The sequence below is a fragment of the Corynebacterium antarcticum genome (assembly GCF_016595285.2).
Classification (GTDB): domain Bacteria; phylum Actinomycetota; class Actinomycetes; order Mycobacteriales; family Mycobacteriaceae; genus Corynebacterium; species Corynebacterium antarcticum.
The window spans coordinates 37,121-56,767 of record NZ_JAENIP020000001.1 but is presented as its reverse complement, the minus strand read 5'-3'; the positions used below and the strand labels follow the sequence as shown (position 1 = coordinate 56,767).

Sequence of the window (19,647 nt, the reverse complement as noted above, 5' to 3'; positions counted from 1 at the left end):
CCCCGGCCGTCACCACGGACCCCACGGAGAAGGCAGGTGGACTCGCCCCCGACGAATGGAGTGCGCCGACGGCCGTTTCCCATGGATTGGAATTCGGGTTCTGTACCGTGAAAAGAAAGGTGTATGATACTACCTGCTTTTGGTGTGGTGACACATCACCGCACCGGTCCCCACCACATCGTTGACTCCACAGGTCAGGGACACCAATCACCGATACACCTCTCCGCACGAAGGAACCCCCACTCCCATGACCGGAACCACCACCCCGGTATCCACCACCCGACCGCGCTTCGATCGACGTACGCGACGCCGGATCGTCATCGCCTCGCTGGTGGGGACAACCGTCGAATTCTACGATTTCTACGCCTACGCGAGTGCAGCCGTCGCGGTCTTCCCGTACCTGTTCTTCCCCGCGAACGAGGACCACACCGTGGCTCTCCTCGCCTCTTTCGCGACCTTCGGGCTCGCATTCCTCGGCCGCCCCCTCGGTTCGGTCGTGTTCGGACATTTCGGTGACAGAATCGGCAGAAAGGCCACTCTCGTGGCGTCGTTGCTCACCATGGGTATCGCGACCTTCCTCATCGGTGTGCTACCGACCTACGCGATGGCGGGGGTCCTCGCGCCCGCACTGCTGGCGCTCATGCGCTTCTGCCAGGGACTCGGTCTGGGCGGGGAGTGGTCCGGCGCGGCACTGCTCGCCACGGAGACAGCCGAAAAAGGCAAGCGCGCCTGGGCGGCGATGTGGCCGCAGCTCGGAGCGCCTTTCGGGTTCCTCGCCGCCAACGGACTCTTCCTGATCCTCGTGAGCACACTCGGGCACACCAACGGTGACACCACCGGAGCCTTCATGACATGGGGCTGGCGTATCCCGTTCCTGCTTTCGGCGGTCATGGTCGTCATCGGGCTCTACGTCCGTTTCAAACTGGAGGAGACCCCGGTGTTCACCAGTGCGGTCCAGAGCGGCAAGAAGGTGAATGCCCCGGTCGCCGAGGTATTCCGCACATCCTTCCGTCCGCTGGTGCTCGGAACATTCATAATGGTCAGCTGCTACACGTTGTTCTATCTGGTCACCACATGGGTCCTCTCCTACGGGATCGGCCCACGGGAGAAGGGGCTCGGACTGGGGATCAACTACACCGATTTCCTGAAGATCCAGCTGATCTCCATCTTCGCCTTCATCCTCGGTATCCTCCTCTCCGGACGGCTCGCTGATTCCCGGGGGCGCCGCCGGACGCTGAGCATCGTCTCACTGATGATGATCGGCTTCGGCCTGGTGTTCCCGCTGTTCCTCAGCCCCGACACCGCCACCACCGGAAGCACTCTCGCGTTCCTGACCATCGGCATGTTCATCATGGGGCTGATCTTCGGCCCCATGTCCGCGGTGCTACCGGAGCTCTTCCCCACCAACGTCCGGTACACCGGCTCCGGAATCGCCTACAACCTGGCCTCAATCCTCGGCGCGGCGATCGCACCCTTCGTCGCCACCGCACTGGTCGCCGCCTTCGGTGTGGCATCCGTGGGTTTCTATCTGGCCGCGGTCTCGGTGATCTCCCTCATCGCGATCCGCTGCATGCACGAGACCCGCTACGTGGACATGACGGAGATCTAGTACCCAGCGCCGGCACACGTCACCGGAACCCGGGACGGGTGTACCCACGACCACGACGGCTCGGTCACTCCGAACCACCGGTCGGCACACGCCCACCCGGGGTCAACGGACTCCACAGGTAACCGCCCGACGCCCCGTGTCGTATCATCGGGAGGCAAGCCACCTGAGAGGTGGATCGATTCCGTAGCGACCCGCGAACGGAACATTCAGATGGAGAGCAGGTGGCCGCCGTTGTTCGACGTGGACACACTAGTCAACTCGTTCGGTCTGTTCGGGATACTCGCCATCGTATTCATGGAGACCGGCCTGCTCATCGGATTCGTCTTCCCCGGAGACACGCTGCTCTTCACGGCGGGCATCATGGCCCACGCGGAGAATCCATTCGCGCCACTGTGGGTCCTCCTCATCGGCATCCCACTCGCCGCGATACTCGGCGATCAACTCGGATTCCTCATCGGCAGACGCTACGGGCCCAGGGCGCTGGATTCGCAGGCGATGCAGTGGATCGGCCCCGAGGCCGTCGAACGCACGAACCACTTCTTCGACCGGTTCGGGCCCGCGACGGTCACCCTGGCCAGATTCGTGGCCGTCGTCCGTACCGTGACGCCCGTTGTCGCCGGGTTCTCGTCCATGCCGCACCGGACATTCACCTTCTATTCGGTGATCGGCAGCGTGCTGTGGGGCGCGGGCATCACCTCGGCCGGCTATCTTCTCGGGGAGGTTCCCGTCGTACAGGAGTACATGCACTGGGTCATCGTCATCGGCGTCTCCCTCGTCCTGTTCCCGATGCTCATCAAGGTGACGACCCTGATCCGGCATTCACGGCGACAGGTCGGAACGGAAGTCCGCGAAACCGACACGCCCGGTACCCGGACACCGGGACGATGACCCCGCACACAGACACACACGAGGAGGAGACAATGACCGGCCGACTGATTCTGGTCCGACACGGAGAAACGACAGCGAACATCCGGCATTCACTGGACACACGTCCACCGGGAGCCCCGTTGACGGAACTCGGTCGAAACCAGGCCGTCGAGGTGGGCCGGCGACTCGCCGAGATGCTCGGAGCGGCGAACGGTGACCCCGGTCGACTCACGGGCGTGCACACCTCCGAGGCTCTCCGCGCGAGGTCCACCGGTGCGCTCCTCGTCGAATCCCTCGAGAAACACGCCGGGCTCGCTTCCGGCACCGTGCCACTGACAACCCGTCCGGGGCTGCACGAATTCTCGGCCGGGGACCTCGAGGACCTGACCGACATCACCTCGCTGGAGACCTTCCGGGCCGCCCATCTCGCGGCACTGAACGGGGACACCACCGGGATGGCCCCCGGAGGTGAGAACATCACCACGTTCCTGGGGCGTTACCGACCGGTACTGGAGGACATCGTACTGCGGGAGATGGCCCGGCGTCCGGACGGCGACGCGGTCGTCGTTGTCCACGCCTCGGCGATGAGGCTGTTCGCGCGCCACGCCACCGGAATCGCCGTTGAGGAGGCTCACCCGATCCCGAACACGGGGCTCGTCATCATGGAACCCGGAGACGCCCCCTTCGGCCGTTGGCGGCTCATCTCCTGGGACCACTGACGGTCTCAGCGGTGCAGCGGACGCCGGGAGGTCGCTGTAACCTGCACCGCGTCCAACCAGCCCAACCGGAACATCGCCTCCATCAGAGCGAGCTGGTAGTCCCACAGCCGCCGGAACACGACGTCGAAACCGTCCGCGGCGGCTCTGCGCTCATTGGCCCTGAAAAGCTCCCGCTGCAGGCGCAGGGTGGATTCGTAGTGGGGCGCGAAATGCACCTCCGCGACTATCCGCAGTTCAGTCGTCCTGTCCACGGCACGGTGCAGATCCTCCATGGTGATGTGCTCGAGGGCGGGCCATATGTAGGCGCGCGCGACCGCGAGGGCGTCACGTCCCGCACGACGCATCCCGTCGGTGGCCACGACGCTCTGGAGGGCCGCATATCCACCGGGGACGAGCATCTGCTCCAGGGCACGGAGATAGGTCGACCTGCCGGAGGCGCCGAGAACCTCCAGCTTCTCCACACTCACGAGCGCGTCGTACGTCCCCATCCATTCCAGACGTGTCGGGATCGGGTTCTCCGTCACGGTCACGTGCACGCGGCCACCGTCCGCATCGCGGTCGAGGAGCTCCCGGACCGTTCCGGCCAGATCCGGATCGGCCGTCAGACAATCGACGGTGGCGCCCCGTCTGGCCGCCGCGAGGGCCACAGTCCCGCCACCGCAGGGGAACTCGACGAGATCCGTCCCCCTGCGCACCCGGGCAGCATCGAGCAGTGCCTCGGCGGCGCGCTGCTGCGCCTGACCGAGATCCGCCCGTTCCACCGCCACCGGAGGTGCGAGAGTCGTGATGTCGACGAAATGGCTGGACGGTTCGCTCCCCCGTCCCGCACCACGGACGAAGCTCGGTACCGAGGTCCGGACCGTCGTCGGCACTCCGGAGGAGAACCGGGCACCGAACGCCGACATACCGTCGCCGGAGAAGTTCCGGACCAGGTCCCCGGGAAGCTCACCGCCGACGTATCCTCCCGCCGTGACCCCCCTCGGCGAGCCCGACCGGAACCTTCCCCGGGGCGCGAATCCGCAGTCCAGCAGGCCGACCAGGCTCGCCACCAGGTCCCGGCTCCGCCACTCCCCGGCCATGTACCCCTCCGCCAGTCCCAGCCAACCGCTGTCGGCCAGCCGCAGGAACAGCTCCTCGTTCTCCACGGTCAGATCGGAACCGCCCGGAGCCTCCGGGTCCAGGACGATGCCCGCGTTGGCGCAGGCTTCCGCGAACCGGGATTCCGCGGCAGCAGCCCGGTGCCGCAGAATCCGGTTGTCCGGCACGATCGCGACACCGGGCCACCTGGAAGCGTCGACGTGGACGAGATGAGCGGGGGTGTATCCCCCGAATGCGGGGCCGGGCATGGGTCTGAATACTTCCGTTTTCGTTGCGTTGGGCTGGTGGATGGTAGACGCCGGGTGGGGCGCGGAGAACGCGTGCGTCGATGTTATCCCGCCGCTGCCTGCGATCCCCGCAGACATCGCTCTGTGAGCCGGGGTGATGTGATTTATCCGACAACGTACTACGATGAAGCACCGTACCGCCGCAGCCCGCTCCTGCGGCTCCAGATCCTTATCCAGGAGACAACACCTACATGACTGACAAGCCTTTCCGTCCCGAGGGCGGCCGCCACCACGTCGTCGTCATCGGCTCGGGCTTCGGTGGCCTGTTCGCCGTCCAGAAACTCGCGGACGCCGACGTCGACGTCACCCTGATCGACCGCACCAACCACCACCTCTTCCAGCCACTGCTCTACCAGGTGGCGACCGGCATCCTCTCCTCCGGCGAGATTGCCCCCTCCACCCGGCAGATCCTCAAGGACCAGGACAACGTCCATGTCGTCAAGGGGGAGGTCACGGACATCGACGTCGACGGGAAGCTGGTCACCGCCCGACTGGGCGACTTCGAGCGTGCCTACGCCTACGATTCCCTGATCGTCGCCGCCGGGTCGAGCCAGTCCTACTTCGGCAACGATCACTTCGCCGAGTACGCCCCCGGCATGAAATCCATCGACGACGCACTCGAGCTCCGCGCCCGGATCATCGGCGCCTTCGAGCGGGCGGAGATCTGCACCGACCCGGTCGAGCGCGAACGCCTGCTCACCTTCGTCATCGTCGGCGCCGGTCCGACGGGTGTCGAGCTCGCCGGCCAGTTGGCGGAGATGGCGCACCGCACGCTCAGCGGCGAGTACTCGAACATCACCACGGAGAGCGCCAAAATCGTTCTCCTCGACGGCGCGCCCCAGGTACTGCCGCCCTTCGGGAAGCGTCTCGGCCGGAACGCGCAGCGCCAGCTGGAGAAGCTCGGCGTCACCGTGAAACTCAACGCCATGGTCACGGATGTCGATGAGAATGCGGTCACCTACAAGTCGATGGTCGACGACTCCGTCGAGACGATCCCCGCCTTCTGCAAGATCTGGTCCGCCGGCGTGCAGGCCTCACCACTGGGTAAGCTCATCGCCGACCAGTGCGGTGTCGAGGCCGACCGCGCCGGTCGCGTACCCGTGAATCCCGACTGCACGGTCGGCGAACACGACGACGTCTTCATCGTGGGCGACATGATGTCCCTCAACAAGCTCCCCGGCGTCGCGCAGGTCGCGATCCAGGCGGGCGAGTACTCGGCTGAACAGATCATCCGCACCGCCGAGGGCGCCCAGGCGTCAGAGCGTGAGCCCTTCGAGTACCACGACAAGGGTTCCATGGCGACGGTCTCCCGCTTCTCCGCCGTGGTGAAGATCGGGAAGGTGGAGTTGACCGGTTTCTTCGCGTGGATCCTGTGGCTCGCCGTGCACCTGATGTTCCTCGTGGGCTTCCGCAACCGTTTCGTCGCCGCCGTGGCCTGGGGTCTGAACGTGCTCTCGCGGAACCGCTGGCAGCTGGCCACCACCCGCCAGCAGATGCACGCCCGGACCGCACTCGCGAAGCTGCGGGATCTCGCGGGCGAGGAAGACGACCTCATCGAGGTCAAGGACACGGACCGGTTCAACGGCAGGACCTCGAAAGCCTGATCCGAGACCACCACCGCTCCCGGGTACCGGGACAGTGACGTCCGACGGCCGGTCGCGCCGGACTCATCCCCGTGCGACCGGCCTTGACGCGTTTCCCCGGGCCAGTCATACCATCGGCCCCCACCGGATGTCCCCGGTGAGCAGGGGAGAGCGTCGCCAGCGCCCCATCGCCTGCATCCCATGAAGGAACGGCCGCCCGGACCGTCGCTAGCTGCTCCGGTGCACGAGTACGGCGACCATGAAATCGGAATCCGCGGTGAGCGGGTCGATTTCCCATGTCCCCCACCGGTGCTGGGGTTCCAGGCCGGCTTCAGCGGCATCGACGATGAACTCGTCGAATCCGTAGCCGCGGCCGGCACCGAACCCGATCACCATCCGGCCGTCGGCCGCCAGAACGCCGGTCAACGCCCGGAGAGCGGCGACCCGGCCGTCCGCGGGCAGGAAGGTCATGACGTTTCCGGCGGAGACGATCAGGTCGTACTCTCCGTCGGGGACTTCGCCGGCGGTGAGATCGCCGACCTCCCACCGGCTTCCGGGGAAGTCCCTCTCGGCGTAGCCGATGAGCACCGGGTCCAGATCCACCCCCGTCACCTCGTGCCCCCGCGCCGCGAGCACACCACCGACCCTCCCGGTGCCACAGCCCGCATCCAGGATCCGGGAGCCCCGGTTCCGGGCGAGGGCATCCACCAGGCGGGCCTCACCGTCGAGGTCGCGCCCCTGTGCGGCGAACGTACGCCACCTGGCCGCGTACTGCTCGGAGTGGTCGGGATTGGCTGCTATGACTTCTTTCCACGTGGGCATGGAGTCCACGCTACCGACCCGAAGCCGAGCCGACCGCACTTCGCCTCAAAACGGCCGAAGAGGGTGTCCTAACCCACACGCGTGGTGACATGTTATCCTCGGCGAAACCGTCCCCGACCCGAACGGCCGGCCAGCGTCCCAGCTGTGCCCCGATCACGAGGAGTTGCGCAGTGACCGCTCTCGCCGAGATCCACTGGGGCCTCTATCTGGCCGTCGATCCGTCGGCCCTGGTCTCCACCGACCGGACCGGGGAAGTGATCACCGGATCCGTCAGAGGTGGAGTCAGCGTGATCCAGCTGCGGGACCGGACCGCGAGCGACGCGGTCTTCGCGGAACAGGCGTTGAGGATCCGGGGCGCGGTGTCCCGGACCATCGCCGATCCCGGTCCGCACACACCGTTCCATGTTCCGGTCTTCGTCCACGATCGTTTCCGCGTCGCCCTCCGGCACGGCTTCCACCTGCATCTCGATCACGCCGACATCGCCTACCCCGAGGCCCGCCGACGGATGCCGGGTCAGCTGATGATCGGTGTGTCCGTCGACGGCACCGAGGAGCTCAGGGCCCTCCTCATCGACTGCGACGATTCCGGTGTCCGCGTTCCCGACGTGATCGGGATCGGCCCCGTCTGGGCGGCCGACACACGCCGCCGCCAGTCACCACTGCTGGGGACGGATGTCGTCGACGATGTCGCGGCGATCGCCGCCGGTGCGGGTGTGATGACGATCGCCTTCGGAGGAATCACCCCCGACAACGTGGATAAGCTTGGCGCCACCGGCGTCGACGGGGTTTGCGTCCCCGCCGCGCTGATGTCCACCGACGACCCGTACACGACCGCGCGCACGCTGCTCAACAGGTTCCGCCCCTCAGAAGTCCACCGCAGCTGACCGACCAGGAGAATTCGACGTGTCCCCAGCTCTACCCCGAGTCCTTTCAATCGCAGGCACCGACCCCAGCGGCGGGGCCGGAATCCACGCGGATCTGAAGTCGATCGCCGCCGCCGGTGGCTACGGCATGGCGGTGACGACATCACTGGTCGCGCAGAACACCCGGGGAGTCCGCGAGGTCCACACACCGCCGCTGGAATTCCTCTCCGCCCAGTTGGACGCGGTCTTCGATGACGTTGACGTCGACGCGGTCAAGATCGGAATGCTCGGAGACGCCGCCACCGTCGATCTGGTCCGCGGATATCTCCTCGACCACCGTCCCCGGTGGATCGTCCTCGATCCGGTGATGGTCGCCACCTCCGGGAACAGGCTGCTGGACGAGGCCGCGGAAGGTGCGCTCCGCGAGTTCGTGCGGGACGTGGACGTGGTGACACCGAACATTCCCGAGCTCGCTGTCCTGTGCGACGCGACTCCGGCCACCGACTTCACCGGGGCGATCGCGCAGGCCCGGGTACTCGCCGCCGAGACCGGCACCTCCGTGGTGGTCAAGGCCGGACACCTGACCACCGACGAGGCGGGGAACGCCCTCGTCGTCCCAGACGGGGACGTGCGCACCGTATCCGCACCACGACACGACACATCCTGCACACACGGGACCGGATGCTCACTGTCCTCCGCGTTGGCCACCCGACTGGCGGCCACCGAAGACCCGGAGGGTGCACTGGACTGGACGACCGGCTGGCTCAATGAATCCATCGAACACGCACACCGGCTCGAGGTCGGCCACGGCCACGGCCCGGTCGATCACGGCCACCGGGCGCGCCGTCTCGCCCGGGCCGCGGACACCACCCCCTGGCGGCACCTGGTCTCCCCCATGCCCTCCGGAGAGACACCCGGGTCGCTGGTGATCGCCGCCGGACGCACCGCCCCCGAACCACGGGTCTCCCCTGCCGGCCCCTGGACCGCCGCACTCTGGGAGGCGACCGGTGACGTCTGGGCGGAGATCATGGATCTCCGCCTGATCAGGGGACTTAGGGCGGGGACACTCCGTGAGGACGCATTCACGTTCTACCTGGACCAGGACGCCCACTACCTCGAGGAGTACGCCCGGGCCCTGGCCGCACTGGCTGTCAGGGCCCGGGACACCGCGGACCGGATCGCCTGGGCCCGGAACGCCGTCGGCTGCATACTCGGCGAGGCCGAGCTGCACCGGGCCTGGCTCGCCGACCGTGAGCGGATCGGCGGCCCCTCCCCGATCACCAACGCCTACACCGATTTCCTCCGTGCGAGCACGATGGGCGAGGACTACGTCGTCGGGGCGGCGGCGGTCCTCCCCTGCTTCTGGCTGTACGTCGAGATCGGCCTCGCGCTGGAGGAACACAACCACCCGGAGCATCCGTACCACGCCTGGCTGACCGGGTACGCGGCCGAGGAGTTCGTCACGGAGACCCGGGCCGCCCTGGAACGGGTCGAGCGGGCGCTGGCCGCAGCGTCCCCGGACCAGCGGGCCCGGGCGGCCCGGGCATACCTCAGCGCCTGCATCCACGAACGGGAGTTCTTCGACCAGGCCGACCGCTTCGGGATGTGACACGGTCCGGATTCCCTATCCGTGCCCTGCGGCTCATGGACGCGAGCCGTTGATACCCAGGGGCGTACGGGGTGTGCTCCGGCGACTGTGACAGTTACGGCCGGCCCCGTGAATCCCGAGGGGGCGCGGCCAGGGGTCGCCGACACCGCCACTGGCCGCCGGATCCGGAGCGACATCGACTCCCACCGGCGGAGCGGCGGTGAGCCCACGAGGAAGCCGCACTCGATCGACCGAGAGAACGAGTGCGAGGACCGCGGTGGGGACGGGTTCGGGAACGACCCGGGGCAGCCCGAGAGTCGAAACGGTCGCCTCCACCCGGACCGGCCGGACCGATCCGCACAAGCGGTGTGGCGCCGAGCGACACCACCGCCTCGCGCTGATCGGCGGGCTCCCACGCGCCGTCGACCCCGTGTCCGGGGTTACCGGCTGATCAGTGAGCACCGGGAGAAGCCCTGTCCGATCTGTCGGACAGGGCTTTGTTCAGGTAGCGGCATGACCCACCGGCCCCTTCCGGTGGCCGGGCGAAGATCAGCTCCGGAGCGACAGGGTGCGGAGTCGACTCCTCGCCGCCACCTGGCCGTTGTTCTTCATCGTGATCTCGATCAGCTGGGTGGTCCCGCCGACGTGGACGGGGACGGCTTCGACCTCGATCACTCCCGAGGTCACCGACTTGATGAAGTCCGTGTTGTTGTTCACGCCGACGGCGACCGCCTTCGCCGCGATGATCGCCATGATCGATCCGGCTGATTCGGCGAGGAGCGCGAGCACACCGCCGTTGACGAGCCCGAAGGGCTGCAGATGCTCGGGACCAACCTTGAGCCGGGCCCGGACACCCTTCGGGCCGATCCGCGTGTAGCGGATGCCCATGTGCGGATCGACCCCGGGGTTGCTGCGGTTGACCTCGGCGATCTCCTCGGTGGTGAGATCACGCTCGGTCGCGTGCATGAGCAGTTCTGTCAGTGTCGGGTCTGCTGGATTCATGCCGCCCAGCATAGTTCGCACCCGACCACGTGGGAATGCCCTCGGGCGCTCCGACCGGTACGGGTCAGTGCGCGGTCGGGATCGCACGCACCGAACGCTGCGTGCTCCGGAGGATGAGATCCCCGCGGTTGGTGACGCTGACGTCGACGAGGGCGACCGAGTCACCGTCGTTGACGAATGTTCCGGTGATCTCGATCACCCCGGCCGCGATGTTGCGGCAGAATTCTCCCGTCACGTGCGCCACGTTGATCCGCTCCCCCCGCGCAGCGACGCCCGCGGTGACGCTGCCGACCGATTCGGCGACGGCGAGGCAAACCGCACGGGAGACGTTGCTCCCACCGCAGTCGAGGTGGTCGGAGGTGATGTGCATCTCCGCCCGGACACCGTCGGGCGTGATCTCCAGGTACCGGAGACCGAGGAGACGGTCGATTCCGTCGTTCAGATCGCCGAAACGGGCGAGTTCACGCATGTGCAGCGGGCGGTCGGCGGCGAGTGCGAGAAGCTGGTTCAGAGTGAGGTTGCTGGCATCCATAGCCACCAACCATAAACCCGTCGGGCTCCACCGGGTGAACCGCGACCGATCACGGGAAGCGTGAGACGCCACAACCCGGGCCCGGTGCCCGCTAAGGGACCCTCGGGTATCCGGTCGGACACAGTGAGCGGGTACGATGTGGAGACATGACTGACCAGAAGCACCTCGCCCAGATCGGCGTTGTCGGACTCGCTGTGATGGGGTCGAACATCGCCCGGAACTTCGCCCACCACGGACACACGGTCGCGGTGTACAACCGCAGCCCCGAACGCACCGACGCCCTCATCGCCGACCACGGTGACGAGGGCGCATTCATCCCCTCGAAGACGATCGAGGAATTCGTCTCCTCGCTTCAGCGTCCCCGCCGCGCCCTCATCATGGTCCAGGCCGGCCGAGCCACCGACGCGGTCATCGGCCAGCTCGCCGATGCGATGGAGGAGGGCGACATCATCATCGACGGCGGCAACAGTCTCTACACGGACACGATCCGTCGTGAAGCGGAGATGCGGGCCCGGGGCCTGCACTTCGTCGGCGCGGGCATCTCCGGTGGTGAGGAAGGCGCCCTCAACGGCCCCGCGATCATGCCCGGCGGTCCCGCGGAATCCTACGAGTCCCTCGGCCCGCTGCTCGAATCCATCGCGGCCGAGGTCGACGGCACCCCCTGCTGCACGCACATCGGCCCCGACGGCGCCGGGCACTTCGTCAAGATGGTGCACAACGGCATCGAGTACGCCGACATGCAGGTCATCGGCGAGGCCTACCACCTGCTCCGCTACGCGGTGGGCATGGAGCCCAAGGAGATCGCCGGGGTGTTCCGCGAATGGAACACCGGTGACCTCAACTCCTACCTGGTGGAGATCACCGCCGAGGTCCTCGACCAGGTCGACGCCGAGACCGGCCGACCGCTGATCGACGTCATCGTCGATGCCGCGGGACAGAAGGGAACGGGCCGGTGGACGGTGAAGGCCGCACTCGATCTCGGGGTCCCCGTGACCGCGATCGGAGAAGCCGTGTTCGCCCGGGCGCTCTCGGGTGCCCGCTCACAGCGTTCCGCGACGGCGGGTGTGCTGCCCTCCGGTACCGTCGCCGGACCGGTGTCCGCCGATGAGCGCGAACGTTTCGTCGAGGACGTGCGCCGTGCGCTCTACGCCTCGAAGCTCGTCGCCTACGCGCAGGGATTCGACGAGATCCGGGCCGGCTCCGAGGAACACGGCTGGCACGTCGACCCCCGGGACCTCGCGACGATCTGGCGCGGCGGCTGCATCATCCGCGCCACCTTCCTGAACCGCATCCGCGACGCGTACGACGCGGATCCCGACATCGAGTCCCTTCTGCTCGACTCCTACTTCACCGGTGAAATGGTCGATCTGGTCGATTCCTGGCGCCGGGTCGTCATCAACGCAACGCGCCAGGGCCTGCCGGTCCCGGTGTTCGCGTCATCACTGTCCTACTATGACAGTCTCCGTGCAGAACGGCTCCCCGCCGCTCTGATCCAGGGGCAACGAGACTACTTCGGTGCCCACACCTATGAAAGAACTGACCGTCCCGGCCACTTCCACACGGAATGGACCGGGGACAGGTCTGAGGTCCAAGCCTAAATGACATCCTTTTCCGATCTCGGTCTGCCCACTCCCGTCGTCCATGAATTGAAACGACAGGGCATCACCGAACCCTTCCCCATCCAGTCCGCCGCCATCCCCGATGCGCTCAGCGGCCGTGACGTGCTGGGCCGCGGCCCCACCGGCTCGGGCAAGACCTTCACCTTCGGTCTCCCCATGCTGACCCGGCTCGCGAAGTCCGGCGCCTCCAAGCCGGGGCGTCCCCGCGGACTGGTCCTCGTTCCCACCCGGGAACTCGCGGCACAGGTCAAGGAGCGCCTGGACGCTCCCGCGCAGGCCCTCGGCCTCCGGGTGCTCGAGGTCGTCGGCGGCGTGAACATCAAGCGCAACATCAGCGCACTCGCCCGACCCGTCGACCTCCTCGTCGCGACCCCGGGTCGCGCCCAGGATCTGGTCAACCAGAAGATCCTGTCCTTCAGTGACATCGAGATCACCGCCCTCGATGAGGCTGACCAGATGGCCGACATGGGTTTCCTCCCGCAGGTGCGCAAGCTGATGGACCTCACCCCGGCGAGCGGCCAACGGCTGCTCTTCTCCGCGACACTGGACGGGGACGTGACCAAACTGGTCAACCGCTACCTCCACGATCCGGTGACCCACTCCACCGCCCCCGTCGGGGCATCGGTGGACACCATGTCCCATCACCGGCTGCTCGTCGGTGACCGCGACAACCGTGGCGAGGTCGCCGCGGAGATCGCAGCCCGTGCCGGCCGGACGATCATGTTCATGCGCACCAAGCACGGCGTGGACAGGCAGGTCAAGAAGTTCCGCCGGGTCGGCATCAACGCCGTCGGACTCCACGGCGACAAGGGACAGAACACCCGCGCCAACGCGCTGGCCGGTTTCTCCGACGGATCGATCCCGGTTCTCGTCGCCACCGACATCGCCGCCCGCGGCATCGACATCAACGACGTCTCTCTCGTCGTCCACATCGATCCGCCGGCGGAGCACAAGGCCTACCTCCACCGCGCCGGGCGTACCGCCCGTGCCGGCGAGAAGGGGACCGTGGTCACACTCGTCACCGACGAGCAGGTCGCCGAGGTCCGTACCCTGTTCAAGAAGGCGGGCGTCACCGCCGATGAGATCAGGGTGACCCCCTCATCCCCCGAGCTCGCGACGATCACCGGCGCCCGGCCACCGTCCGGCGAGCCGCTGACCAACCCCGGGGCGAAACAGCAGCAGTCCCACGGTCAGGGCCGTGGCGGAGCCCGGGGCGTCCCCCCGAAGCGCCGCCGTTCCGCCAGATCCGCGGGTGATCCTGCGACTAGGGGAAACGGACAGGGGCGCGGTAAGGTCTCCCCCAGCGCTGAACGATCCGCCGACCGGAAGCCCCGGCCGGAGCCCGGTTCAGACGGCACCCCGCGTCGTCGCCGCCGACGCCGCTGACCGCGACGTTCCTCCACTCCCACGATTGGTACATGGACATACTCCTCAGCATCCTCGCCCTGGTCGGGTTCATAGCTCTGACCGTCGGGACCGGTTTCTTCGTCGCCATCGAGTTCGCCCTCACCGGTCTGGAACGCTCCAGCATCGAGAACCATGTGGCGAACAGGGGCGACACCCGGGCCCGGAACATCCAGAAGGCGCACAACGATCTCTCCTTCGAGTTGTCGGGTGCGCAGCTCGGTATCACGATCACGACTCTCGCCACGGGTTACCTCGCGGAACCCGTGCTCGCGCGGTTCTTCGACCCGGTGCTCGAACTGCTCGGCCTGAGCGAAGCGGCCGCGCGCCCCATCGCACTGATTCTCGCGATGGTCGCCGCGACGCTGCTCTCCATGGTCTACGGTGAACTCGTCCCGAAGAACATGGCGATAACCGATCCCCTCACCGCGGCACGCATCACCGTCGGTCCCGTCCGCATCTTCAACAAGATCTTCAAGTGGTTCATCAAATCCCTGAACTCGACCGCCAACTGGTTGGTCCGGAAGATGGGCATCGAGCCCGCGGACGAACTCGCCTCGGCTCGCAGCGCCCAGGAACTCGGTGCGCTGGTCCGCAACTCCGCCAAGCACGGTGGTCTCGACCAGTCGAAGGCCGTCATGCTCGATCGGAGTCTCAAGTTCGGTGAAGCCACCGCCGAGGAATTCATGACACCGCGATCCACGATCGAGGACCTCGACGTCGACGACACCGTCGAGGATCTGCTCAACCTCGCGCTGGCGACCGGTCACTCCCGGTTCCCGGTGACCGACGGTGACCTCGACGCGACGGTCGGGGTGGTCCACGTCAAGGAGGCGTTCGCCGTACCCAGGGAGAATCGTGCGAAAACCAGTCTGCGGACCCTCGCCCGCCCGATCCCGGTGGTTCCCGCCAGCCTCGACGGCGACGCGGTGCTCAACGCCGTCCGCTCAGCGGGATCGCAGGTCGTTCTCGTCGCCGACGAGTACGGCGGCACCGCGGGAATAGTGACCATCGAGGACGTCGTCGAGGAGATCCTCGGCGAGGTCTACGACGAGCACGACGACGCCGATGCGGAGCGCGACTACGTGCAGAACGGCGCGAACTGGGACGTCTCCGGCCTCGTCCGCGTCGACGACCTCCCGGAGAAGACCGGATACTTCGCCCCGGACGGCCCCTACGAGACCCTCGGTGGCCTCATCATGGCCACCCTGGGCCGCATTCCCCGTGCCGGCGACATCGTCCTGCTGCCGCAGACCGAGCGTGATTCGATGGACGAGTTCGAGTCCGGCATCACCGGCCGTTGGCTGGCGCGGATCACCGTCATGGATGAGCGCCGCGTCGACAGGGTCTATCTCACCCCCATCTCCGACGAGGAAGCGGGTCAGTACGCATGAGCGACTATTCAGCGGTGCTGTTCGCCGTCCTCCTCCTGTTGATCAACGCCTTCTTCGTCGGCGCCGAGTTCTCGCTGATCTCGTCCCGCCGGGATCGCCTCGATTCCCTCATCGCGCAGGGCAAAAGCCGTGCCCGGAGCGTGCTCCGGGCGTCCGAGCATCTGTCGATGATGCTCGCCGGCGCACAGTTCGGCATCACGATCGCCTCCCTGCTTCTGGGTAAGGTCGCGGAACCCGCGATCGCGCACATCATCGAGGGCCCCGCCCACGCCCTCGGGCTGCCGGACCATCTCCTCCATCCGGTCGCCTTCGCGGTCGCCCTCGGCATCGTCACCTACCTGCACATCGTGCTCGGTGAGATGGTCCCGAAGAACATCGCACTCGCCGGCCCGGAGACCGTGGCGATGATCCTCGTGCCCCCGCACATGCTGTTCGTCAAGCTCACCCGGCCCATCATCGTCGCGATGAACTGGTTCGCCGGCGTCACCCTCCGGATGTTCGGAATCGAGCAACGGGAGGAGATGGACACCTCCGTCGGACCGCAGCAGCTCGCGACGATGATCACCGAATCCCGTTCCGAGGGCCTGCTCGACGCGGAGGAGCACGCCCGCCTCAACAAGGCTCTCCGTTCCGACAACCGGACCATCCGGGAGGTCCTGATCGCCTGCCCGGATGTGCGGACACTCGAATTCGGGGCCAAGGGCCCGACACTGGGAGCGGTGGAGCACGCCGTCAGCGAAACCGGGTACTCCCGTTTCCCGGTGACCGGTGTCGCCGGCAACTATGTCGGGTACATCCACGTCAAGGACATCCTGGACCGGATGGTGTGCCCGGACGCGACGCTCAACGACGTCGTCAAGCAGTCCGAACTCCGCCCACTCATCACGGTCGAGGCCGCCGGGACGCTCGATGACACGATGAGGCTCATGCGCCGCCGGTCGGCCCACATGGCGCAGGTCCGTGACGAGCGCGGCGAACTCATCGGCATCGTCACCCTCGAGGATCTCATCGAGGAGTTCGTCGGTACCGTGCGGGACTGGACCCACGAGGAGGCCTGATCCTTCGTGCGTGTACTGTCCCCGGAGCAGTGGGAACCGCTCGCCGCCGCCCACGCGGCACGGGCCCACGGATTCACCGCGGAACACCTCGACCGACGCAGCCGCGGGGAGAAGCACCCCGTCTGGGACTTCCTCTTCGACTACTACCCGGTCACCCCGGCGCAGCTCGCCCGGTGGCACCCGGGCCCTGACATCAGGCTCCGCGGGGACTGTCCCCACGCCGGATGGAGGTTCTACGACACCGACCCCACGGGCACCACGGGCGTCAACCTCGGAAAGCTGTGGGACACGCGGGGAGAGTCGTTCCGCTACATCAGGAACCTCCTCGAATCCACGGCCACCAACCCCGCCCACTTCGACTGTCTCGGACTCCACGAATGGGCGATGGTCTACCGCACCGACGATCCCCGCCACGATCTGCCGCTCCGGCTGGGGCGCGACGGCACCGACGCCGTGGTGGAGGGACACCAGATCCGGTGCACCCACTACGACGCCTTCCGGTTCTTCACCACTCCCGCGAGGCCGCTGAACATCACGCCGTTGACCCGCGACGACCAGCCGGCGAACGAGCAGCGTGGTTGTGTGCACGCGACGATGGACCTGTACAAGTGGGCCAGCAAACTGGGCCCGCTGGTACCCGGTGACCTCTTCCTGGACTGCTTCGAGCTGGCCAGGGCGGCGCGCGTGCTGGACATGGAGGCGTCCCCGTACGACGTCCGACCGCTGGGGTTCGGGGTCGTTCCCGTCGAGACCACCGGAGGCAAGCGGATGTACGTCAACCGGCAACGGGATCTCGCCGGACGTGCGACACCGCTGCGCCGCAGGTTGATCACGTTGATCGATGAAACAAGTAGAGTTGCACTGTAGGTATTCCGGCCAACGTGCCTGCCGTGTGATCCGGTGACATGGATGGATGTGCGGGCACGAGGAGACAAGGGCAGGTGAATGACGTGGGACGACACGCAGACGGGTACAACAACTGGCGACTGTCCAGGGAGCTGACCATCGGGCTGATCGCCGCCGTCGTGGTCGTCGGTGTCGTCGTCTGGTGGATGACGGCCAGGGATGAGACGAACCGCACCCACGCGACGGCCTCGCCGTGCATCAACGGAACCCTGGCTCTCCCCATCCAGGCGACCGACTCCCCGCAGCTCCGGGATCTGCTCGCCGACTACCGCGGCTCCGACCCGGTTGTCAGGGATTACTGCGTCGAACCACAGCTCGTCTCCTCGGGTGCCGACGCCGCGCTGATGCTGGCGTCCGGCCCCAGGGAAATCACCCGGGCTGCCCTCGGTGCGGTGGACCGGACCCCCGCGTCGGACAACTGGCCCGTCATCTTCACCACCCCCGTGGGAATCGCGCACACCGCCGACACCGAGGTCTCGGGAGCTGACTGGCCCGAGCTCGCGAACCGGGGTGTCGTGATCCCCGCCGGCGGGAACATCTACGCCAGGGCGGTCGCCGCCTCCGCCCTGTCCGACGCGGACGCCGACCGGGGTGTCGATCTCCTCCGTGCCGACCGCACGGTCACCGTCGAGGACGCCGTCGCCGACGGTTCGAAACTCCTCGCGGTGACCGAGGACTCCACACCGGACGGTTACGCGTTCTACTCCCCGGATGACCTCGCGGTGAACACCGTCGCGATCCCACTGACAGCGACGGACCGCGTCAGCGAGGAGCAGACCAGGGCCGCGGCTGATCTCGCCCGCTACGTCTCCGACCACGTCGCGCAGAAGGAACCCGATGATGCTCAACGTCAGGTCCTGAGCACCGCGGACATCATCAGCGAACGCTTCGCCGCCGTCCCGGAGCAGTCGAAGGGCTCGGTGGACGCCGGGACCGACACGCTCGTTCTGCTCGACACGTCGACGAACATGGACACCCTCGTCGACGGCCACCGCATCGCCGGTCATGTCGCGAGGTTGCTCGATCCCCTGATGCTCTCGGTCGGGCGCGCCGGTGGCCGAGTCGCACTCTGGAACTACTCCTCGCCCCTGTCGCCCGGGGTGACCAGGGCCTGGCGTGACAATGTCACGTTCCTCGATAATTCCGCCGGCCGGAATGCGGCGGAAGTCGTGAAGGGATTCGGCACCGGCGGCGATCCGTTGACCCGCTCCGCCGTGCCCGCTGCGCTCGGCGCCGCGTCACAGCATTCCGCTGAAACAGGTCGCCCGGTCCGGCTCGTCATCATTACCTCGGGCACCGCAGATTCCATCGACGACCGTGCATTCAGGAACGCTCTCGACAGCAGTGATTCAGAGCAGATCGTTCCGCAGATCGTGCACGTCGGAACAGCCCCGGTGGATCCGGTGCTCGCGGACTGGGCGACGAGCAAGGGTGGTACCGCTTTCACCGCCGACATGACAGTGCCCTCAATGGCGGACTCCCTGCAGAAAGCCTTCGGAGTGGCACGACCCTAGGTTCCCGGCCCCCGCACCGCCGCATGCACCGGGCAGGACGGGAACGTCAGGAGCCGAGACTCCCTCACGGGGTGTACTGGGCCGGCCAGTCCCCGGACAACGGCCCACCAAGTCGACGCGCTTCCGAAGAAGGCCCGGACACGGGGAACCCGCCCGGGCGGAGAGCGGACCGGGCGGGTTCAGGTGGGGTCGGGAAAACGGACGCTCAGGAGATGTTGCGGCGTCGACGACGTGCGGCGAGTTCGTCCGTTCCCACGATCGTCGCGTTCTCCTCGTCGACCCGCTCGTGCGGGAACGCGGAGATCGTGCCGGTGAGTTCCTTCATGATGCCGGGTACTGCGATGCCGAAGACCCCCTGTCCCCCGCCGAGCAGGTCGATGACCTCCTCGTTGGAGCGGCACTCGTAGACCGTCGTGCCGTCGGAGACCAGGGTGATCGTCGCGAGATCGTCGACGCCGAGGTCGCGGAGCTTCTCCACCGCCTGGCGGATGTTCTGGAGTGAGATTCCCGTGTCGAGCAGTCCCTTGACGATCTTCAGGACGAGGATGTCCTTGAAGGAGTAGAGGCGCTGGGATCCGGACCCTCGCGCGGATCGGATCGAGGGTACGACGAGTTTCGTCCGGGCCCAGTAGTCGAGCTGACGGTAGGTGATGTTGGCGACCTGACAGGCGGTCGGGACCCGGTATCCGACCTCCTCATCGGGGCCCAGGTCGAACAGTGACTCCTGGACGGGACGGTCTGTGTCGCTCATAAATCTCTCCTGTGTGATCTAGCTTCCTGCA

Annotated in this window: 15 protein-coding genes and 1 pseudogene; 11 read left to right on the top strand and 5 right to left on the bottom strand. The window is 67.0% G+C overall.

Translation table 11 applies throughout. The features are described 5' to 3' along the window. Positions 1 to 247 precede the first annotated feature (247 nt). The 3 genes from JIM95_RS00255 to JIM95_RS00245 all read left to right on the top strand — a co-directional run bounded on the left by JIM95_RS00255 (position 248) and on the right by JIM95_RS00245 (position 3,195). The gene (locus tag JIM95_RS00255; protein WP_200257447.1) at positions 248 to 1,609 is read left to right on the top strand and encodes an MFS transporter; all 1,362 of its coding nucleotides are present in this window, start codon (positions 248 to 250) and stop codon (positions 1,607 to 1,609) included. Positions 1,610 to 1,819: 210 nt separating this feature from the next. Then, positions 1,820 to 2,497, top strand: a complete 678-nt coding sequence (locus tag JIM95_RS00250; protein WP_234034521.1) for a DedA family protein — start codon at positions 1,820 to 1,822, stop codon at positions 2,495 to 2,497. 32 nt (positions 2,498 to 2,529) lie between these two features. Then, positions 2,530 to 3,195, top strand: coding sequence for a histidine phosphatase family protein (locus tag JIM95_RS00245; protein WP_200257446.1), 666 nt, complete (start codon positions 2,530 to 2,532; stop codon positions 3,193 to 3,195). Between the two features lie 5 nt (positions 3,196 to 3,200). On the opposite strand, the gene JIM95_RS00240 is transcribed toward JIM95_RS00245, so the two are convergent. Next, positions 3,201 to 4,541 carry a class I SAM-dependent methyltransferase gene (locus tag JIM95_RS00240; protein ID WP_200257445.1) on the bottom strand — a complete coding sequence of 447 codons (1,341 nt, stop codon included), beginning with the start codon at positions 4,539 to 4,541 and terminating at the stop codon, positions 3,201 to 3,203. 230 nt (positions 4,542 to 4,771) lie between these two features. On the opposite strand from JIM95_RS00240, the gene JIM95_RS00235 reads away from it, so the two are divergent. Next, positions 4,772 to 6,184, top strand: a complete 1,413-nt coding sequence (locus JIM95_RS00235) for an NAD(P)/FAD-dependent oxidoreductase (RefSeq protein WP_200257443.1) — start codon at positions 4,772 to 4,774, stop codon at positions 6,182 to 6,184. 207 nt (positions 6,185 to 6,391) lie between these two features. On the opposite strand, the gene JIM95_RS00230 is transcribed toward JIM95_RS00235, so the two are convergent. Further along, complete coding sequence (locus JIM95_RS00230; protein WP_200257441.1) at positions 6,392 to 6,985, bottom strand: class I SAM-dependent DNA methyltransferase; 594 nt, start codon at positions 6,983 to 6,985, stop codon at positions 6,392 to 6,394. A 188-nt stretch (positions 6,986 to 7,173) separates the two neighbouring features. Between JIM95_RS00230 and JIM95_RS00220 the strand changes: the two are divergent. Continuing rightward, positions 7,174 to 9,457 (top strand): annotated as a pseudogene (locus tag JIM95_RS00220) (bifunctional hydroxymethylpyrimidine kinase/phosphomethylpyrimidine kinase). 528 nt (positions 9,458 to 9,985) lie between these two features. Here JIM95_RS00220 and JIM95_RS00215 read toward each other — a convergent pair. Continuing rightward, positions 9,986 to 10,438, bottom strand: coding sequence for a PaaI family thioesterase (locus JIM95_RS00215; protein ID WP_200257429.1), 453 nt, complete (start codon positions 10,436 to 10,438; stop codon positions 9,986 to 9,988). A 64-nt stretch (positions 10,439 to 10,502) separates the two neighbouring features. Next, positions 10,503 to 10,970 carry a hotdog family protein gene (locus JIM95_RS00210; protein WP_200257427.1) on the bottom strand — a complete coding sequence of 156 codons (468 nt, stop codon included), beginning with the start codon at positions 10,968 to 10,970 and terminating at the stop codon, positions 10,503 to 10,505. Between the two features lie 146 nt (positions 10,971 to 11,116). Between JIM95_RS00210 and gndA the strand changes: the two genes are divergently transcribed. The 6 genes from gndA (at position 11,117) to JIM95_RS00180 (ending at position 18,865) form a co-directional block, all read left to right on the top strand. Next, a complete protein-coding gene (gene gndA, locus JIM95_RS00205) occupies positions 11,117 to 12,568 on the top strand; it encodes an NADP-dependent phosphogluconate dehydrogenase (RefSeq protein WP_200257426.1) in 1,452 nt (483 codons plus the stop codon). Beyond that, complete coding sequence (locus JIM95_RS00200; protein ID WP_200257425.1) at positions 12,569 to 13,975, top strand: DEAD/DEAH box helicase; 1,407 nt, start codon at positions 12,569 to 12,571, stop codon at positions 13,973 to 13,975. Between the two features lie 32 nt (positions 13,976 to 14,007). After that, the gene (locus tag JIM95_RS00195) at positions 14,008 to 15,387 is read left to right on the top strand and encodes a hemolysin family protein (protein WP_200257424.1); all 1,380 of its coding nucleotides are present in this window, start codon (positions 14,008 to 14,010) and stop codon (positions 15,385 to 15,387) included. Further along, complete coding sequence (locus JIM95_RS00190; RefSeq protein WP_200257423.1) at positions 15,384 to 16,445, top strand: hemolysin family protein; 1,062 nt, start codon at positions 15,384 to 15,386, stop codon at positions 16,443 to 16,445. Before JIM95_RS00195 ends, JIM95_RS00190 begins: the two co-directional genes overlap by 4 nt. A 6-nt stretch (positions 16,446 to 16,451) precedes the next feature. Continuing rightward, on the top strand, positions 16,452 to 17,312 hold the full coding sequence (locus JIM95_RS00185; RefSeq protein ID WP_200257422.1) for a 3-methyladenine DNA glycosylase: 861 nt from the start codon (positions 16,452 to 16,454) through the stop codon (positions 17,310 to 17,312). An 83-nt stretch (positions 17,313 to 17,395) separates the two neighbouring features. Then, entirely contained in the window at positions 17,396 to 18,865 is a 1,470-nt protein-coding gene (locus JIM95_RS00180; RefSeq protein WP_200257421.1) for a hypothetical protein, read from the top strand. Between the two features lie 205 nt (positions 18,866 to 19,070). Here JIM95_RS00180 and JIM95_RS00175 read toward each other — a convergent pair whose 3' ends face one another. Then, entirely contained in the window at positions 19,071 to 19,616 is a 546-nt protein-coding gene (locus tag JIM95_RS00175; protein ID WP_200257420.1) for a MerR family transcriptional regulator, read from the bottom strand. Positions 19,617 to 19,647: the final 31 nt, after the last annotated feature.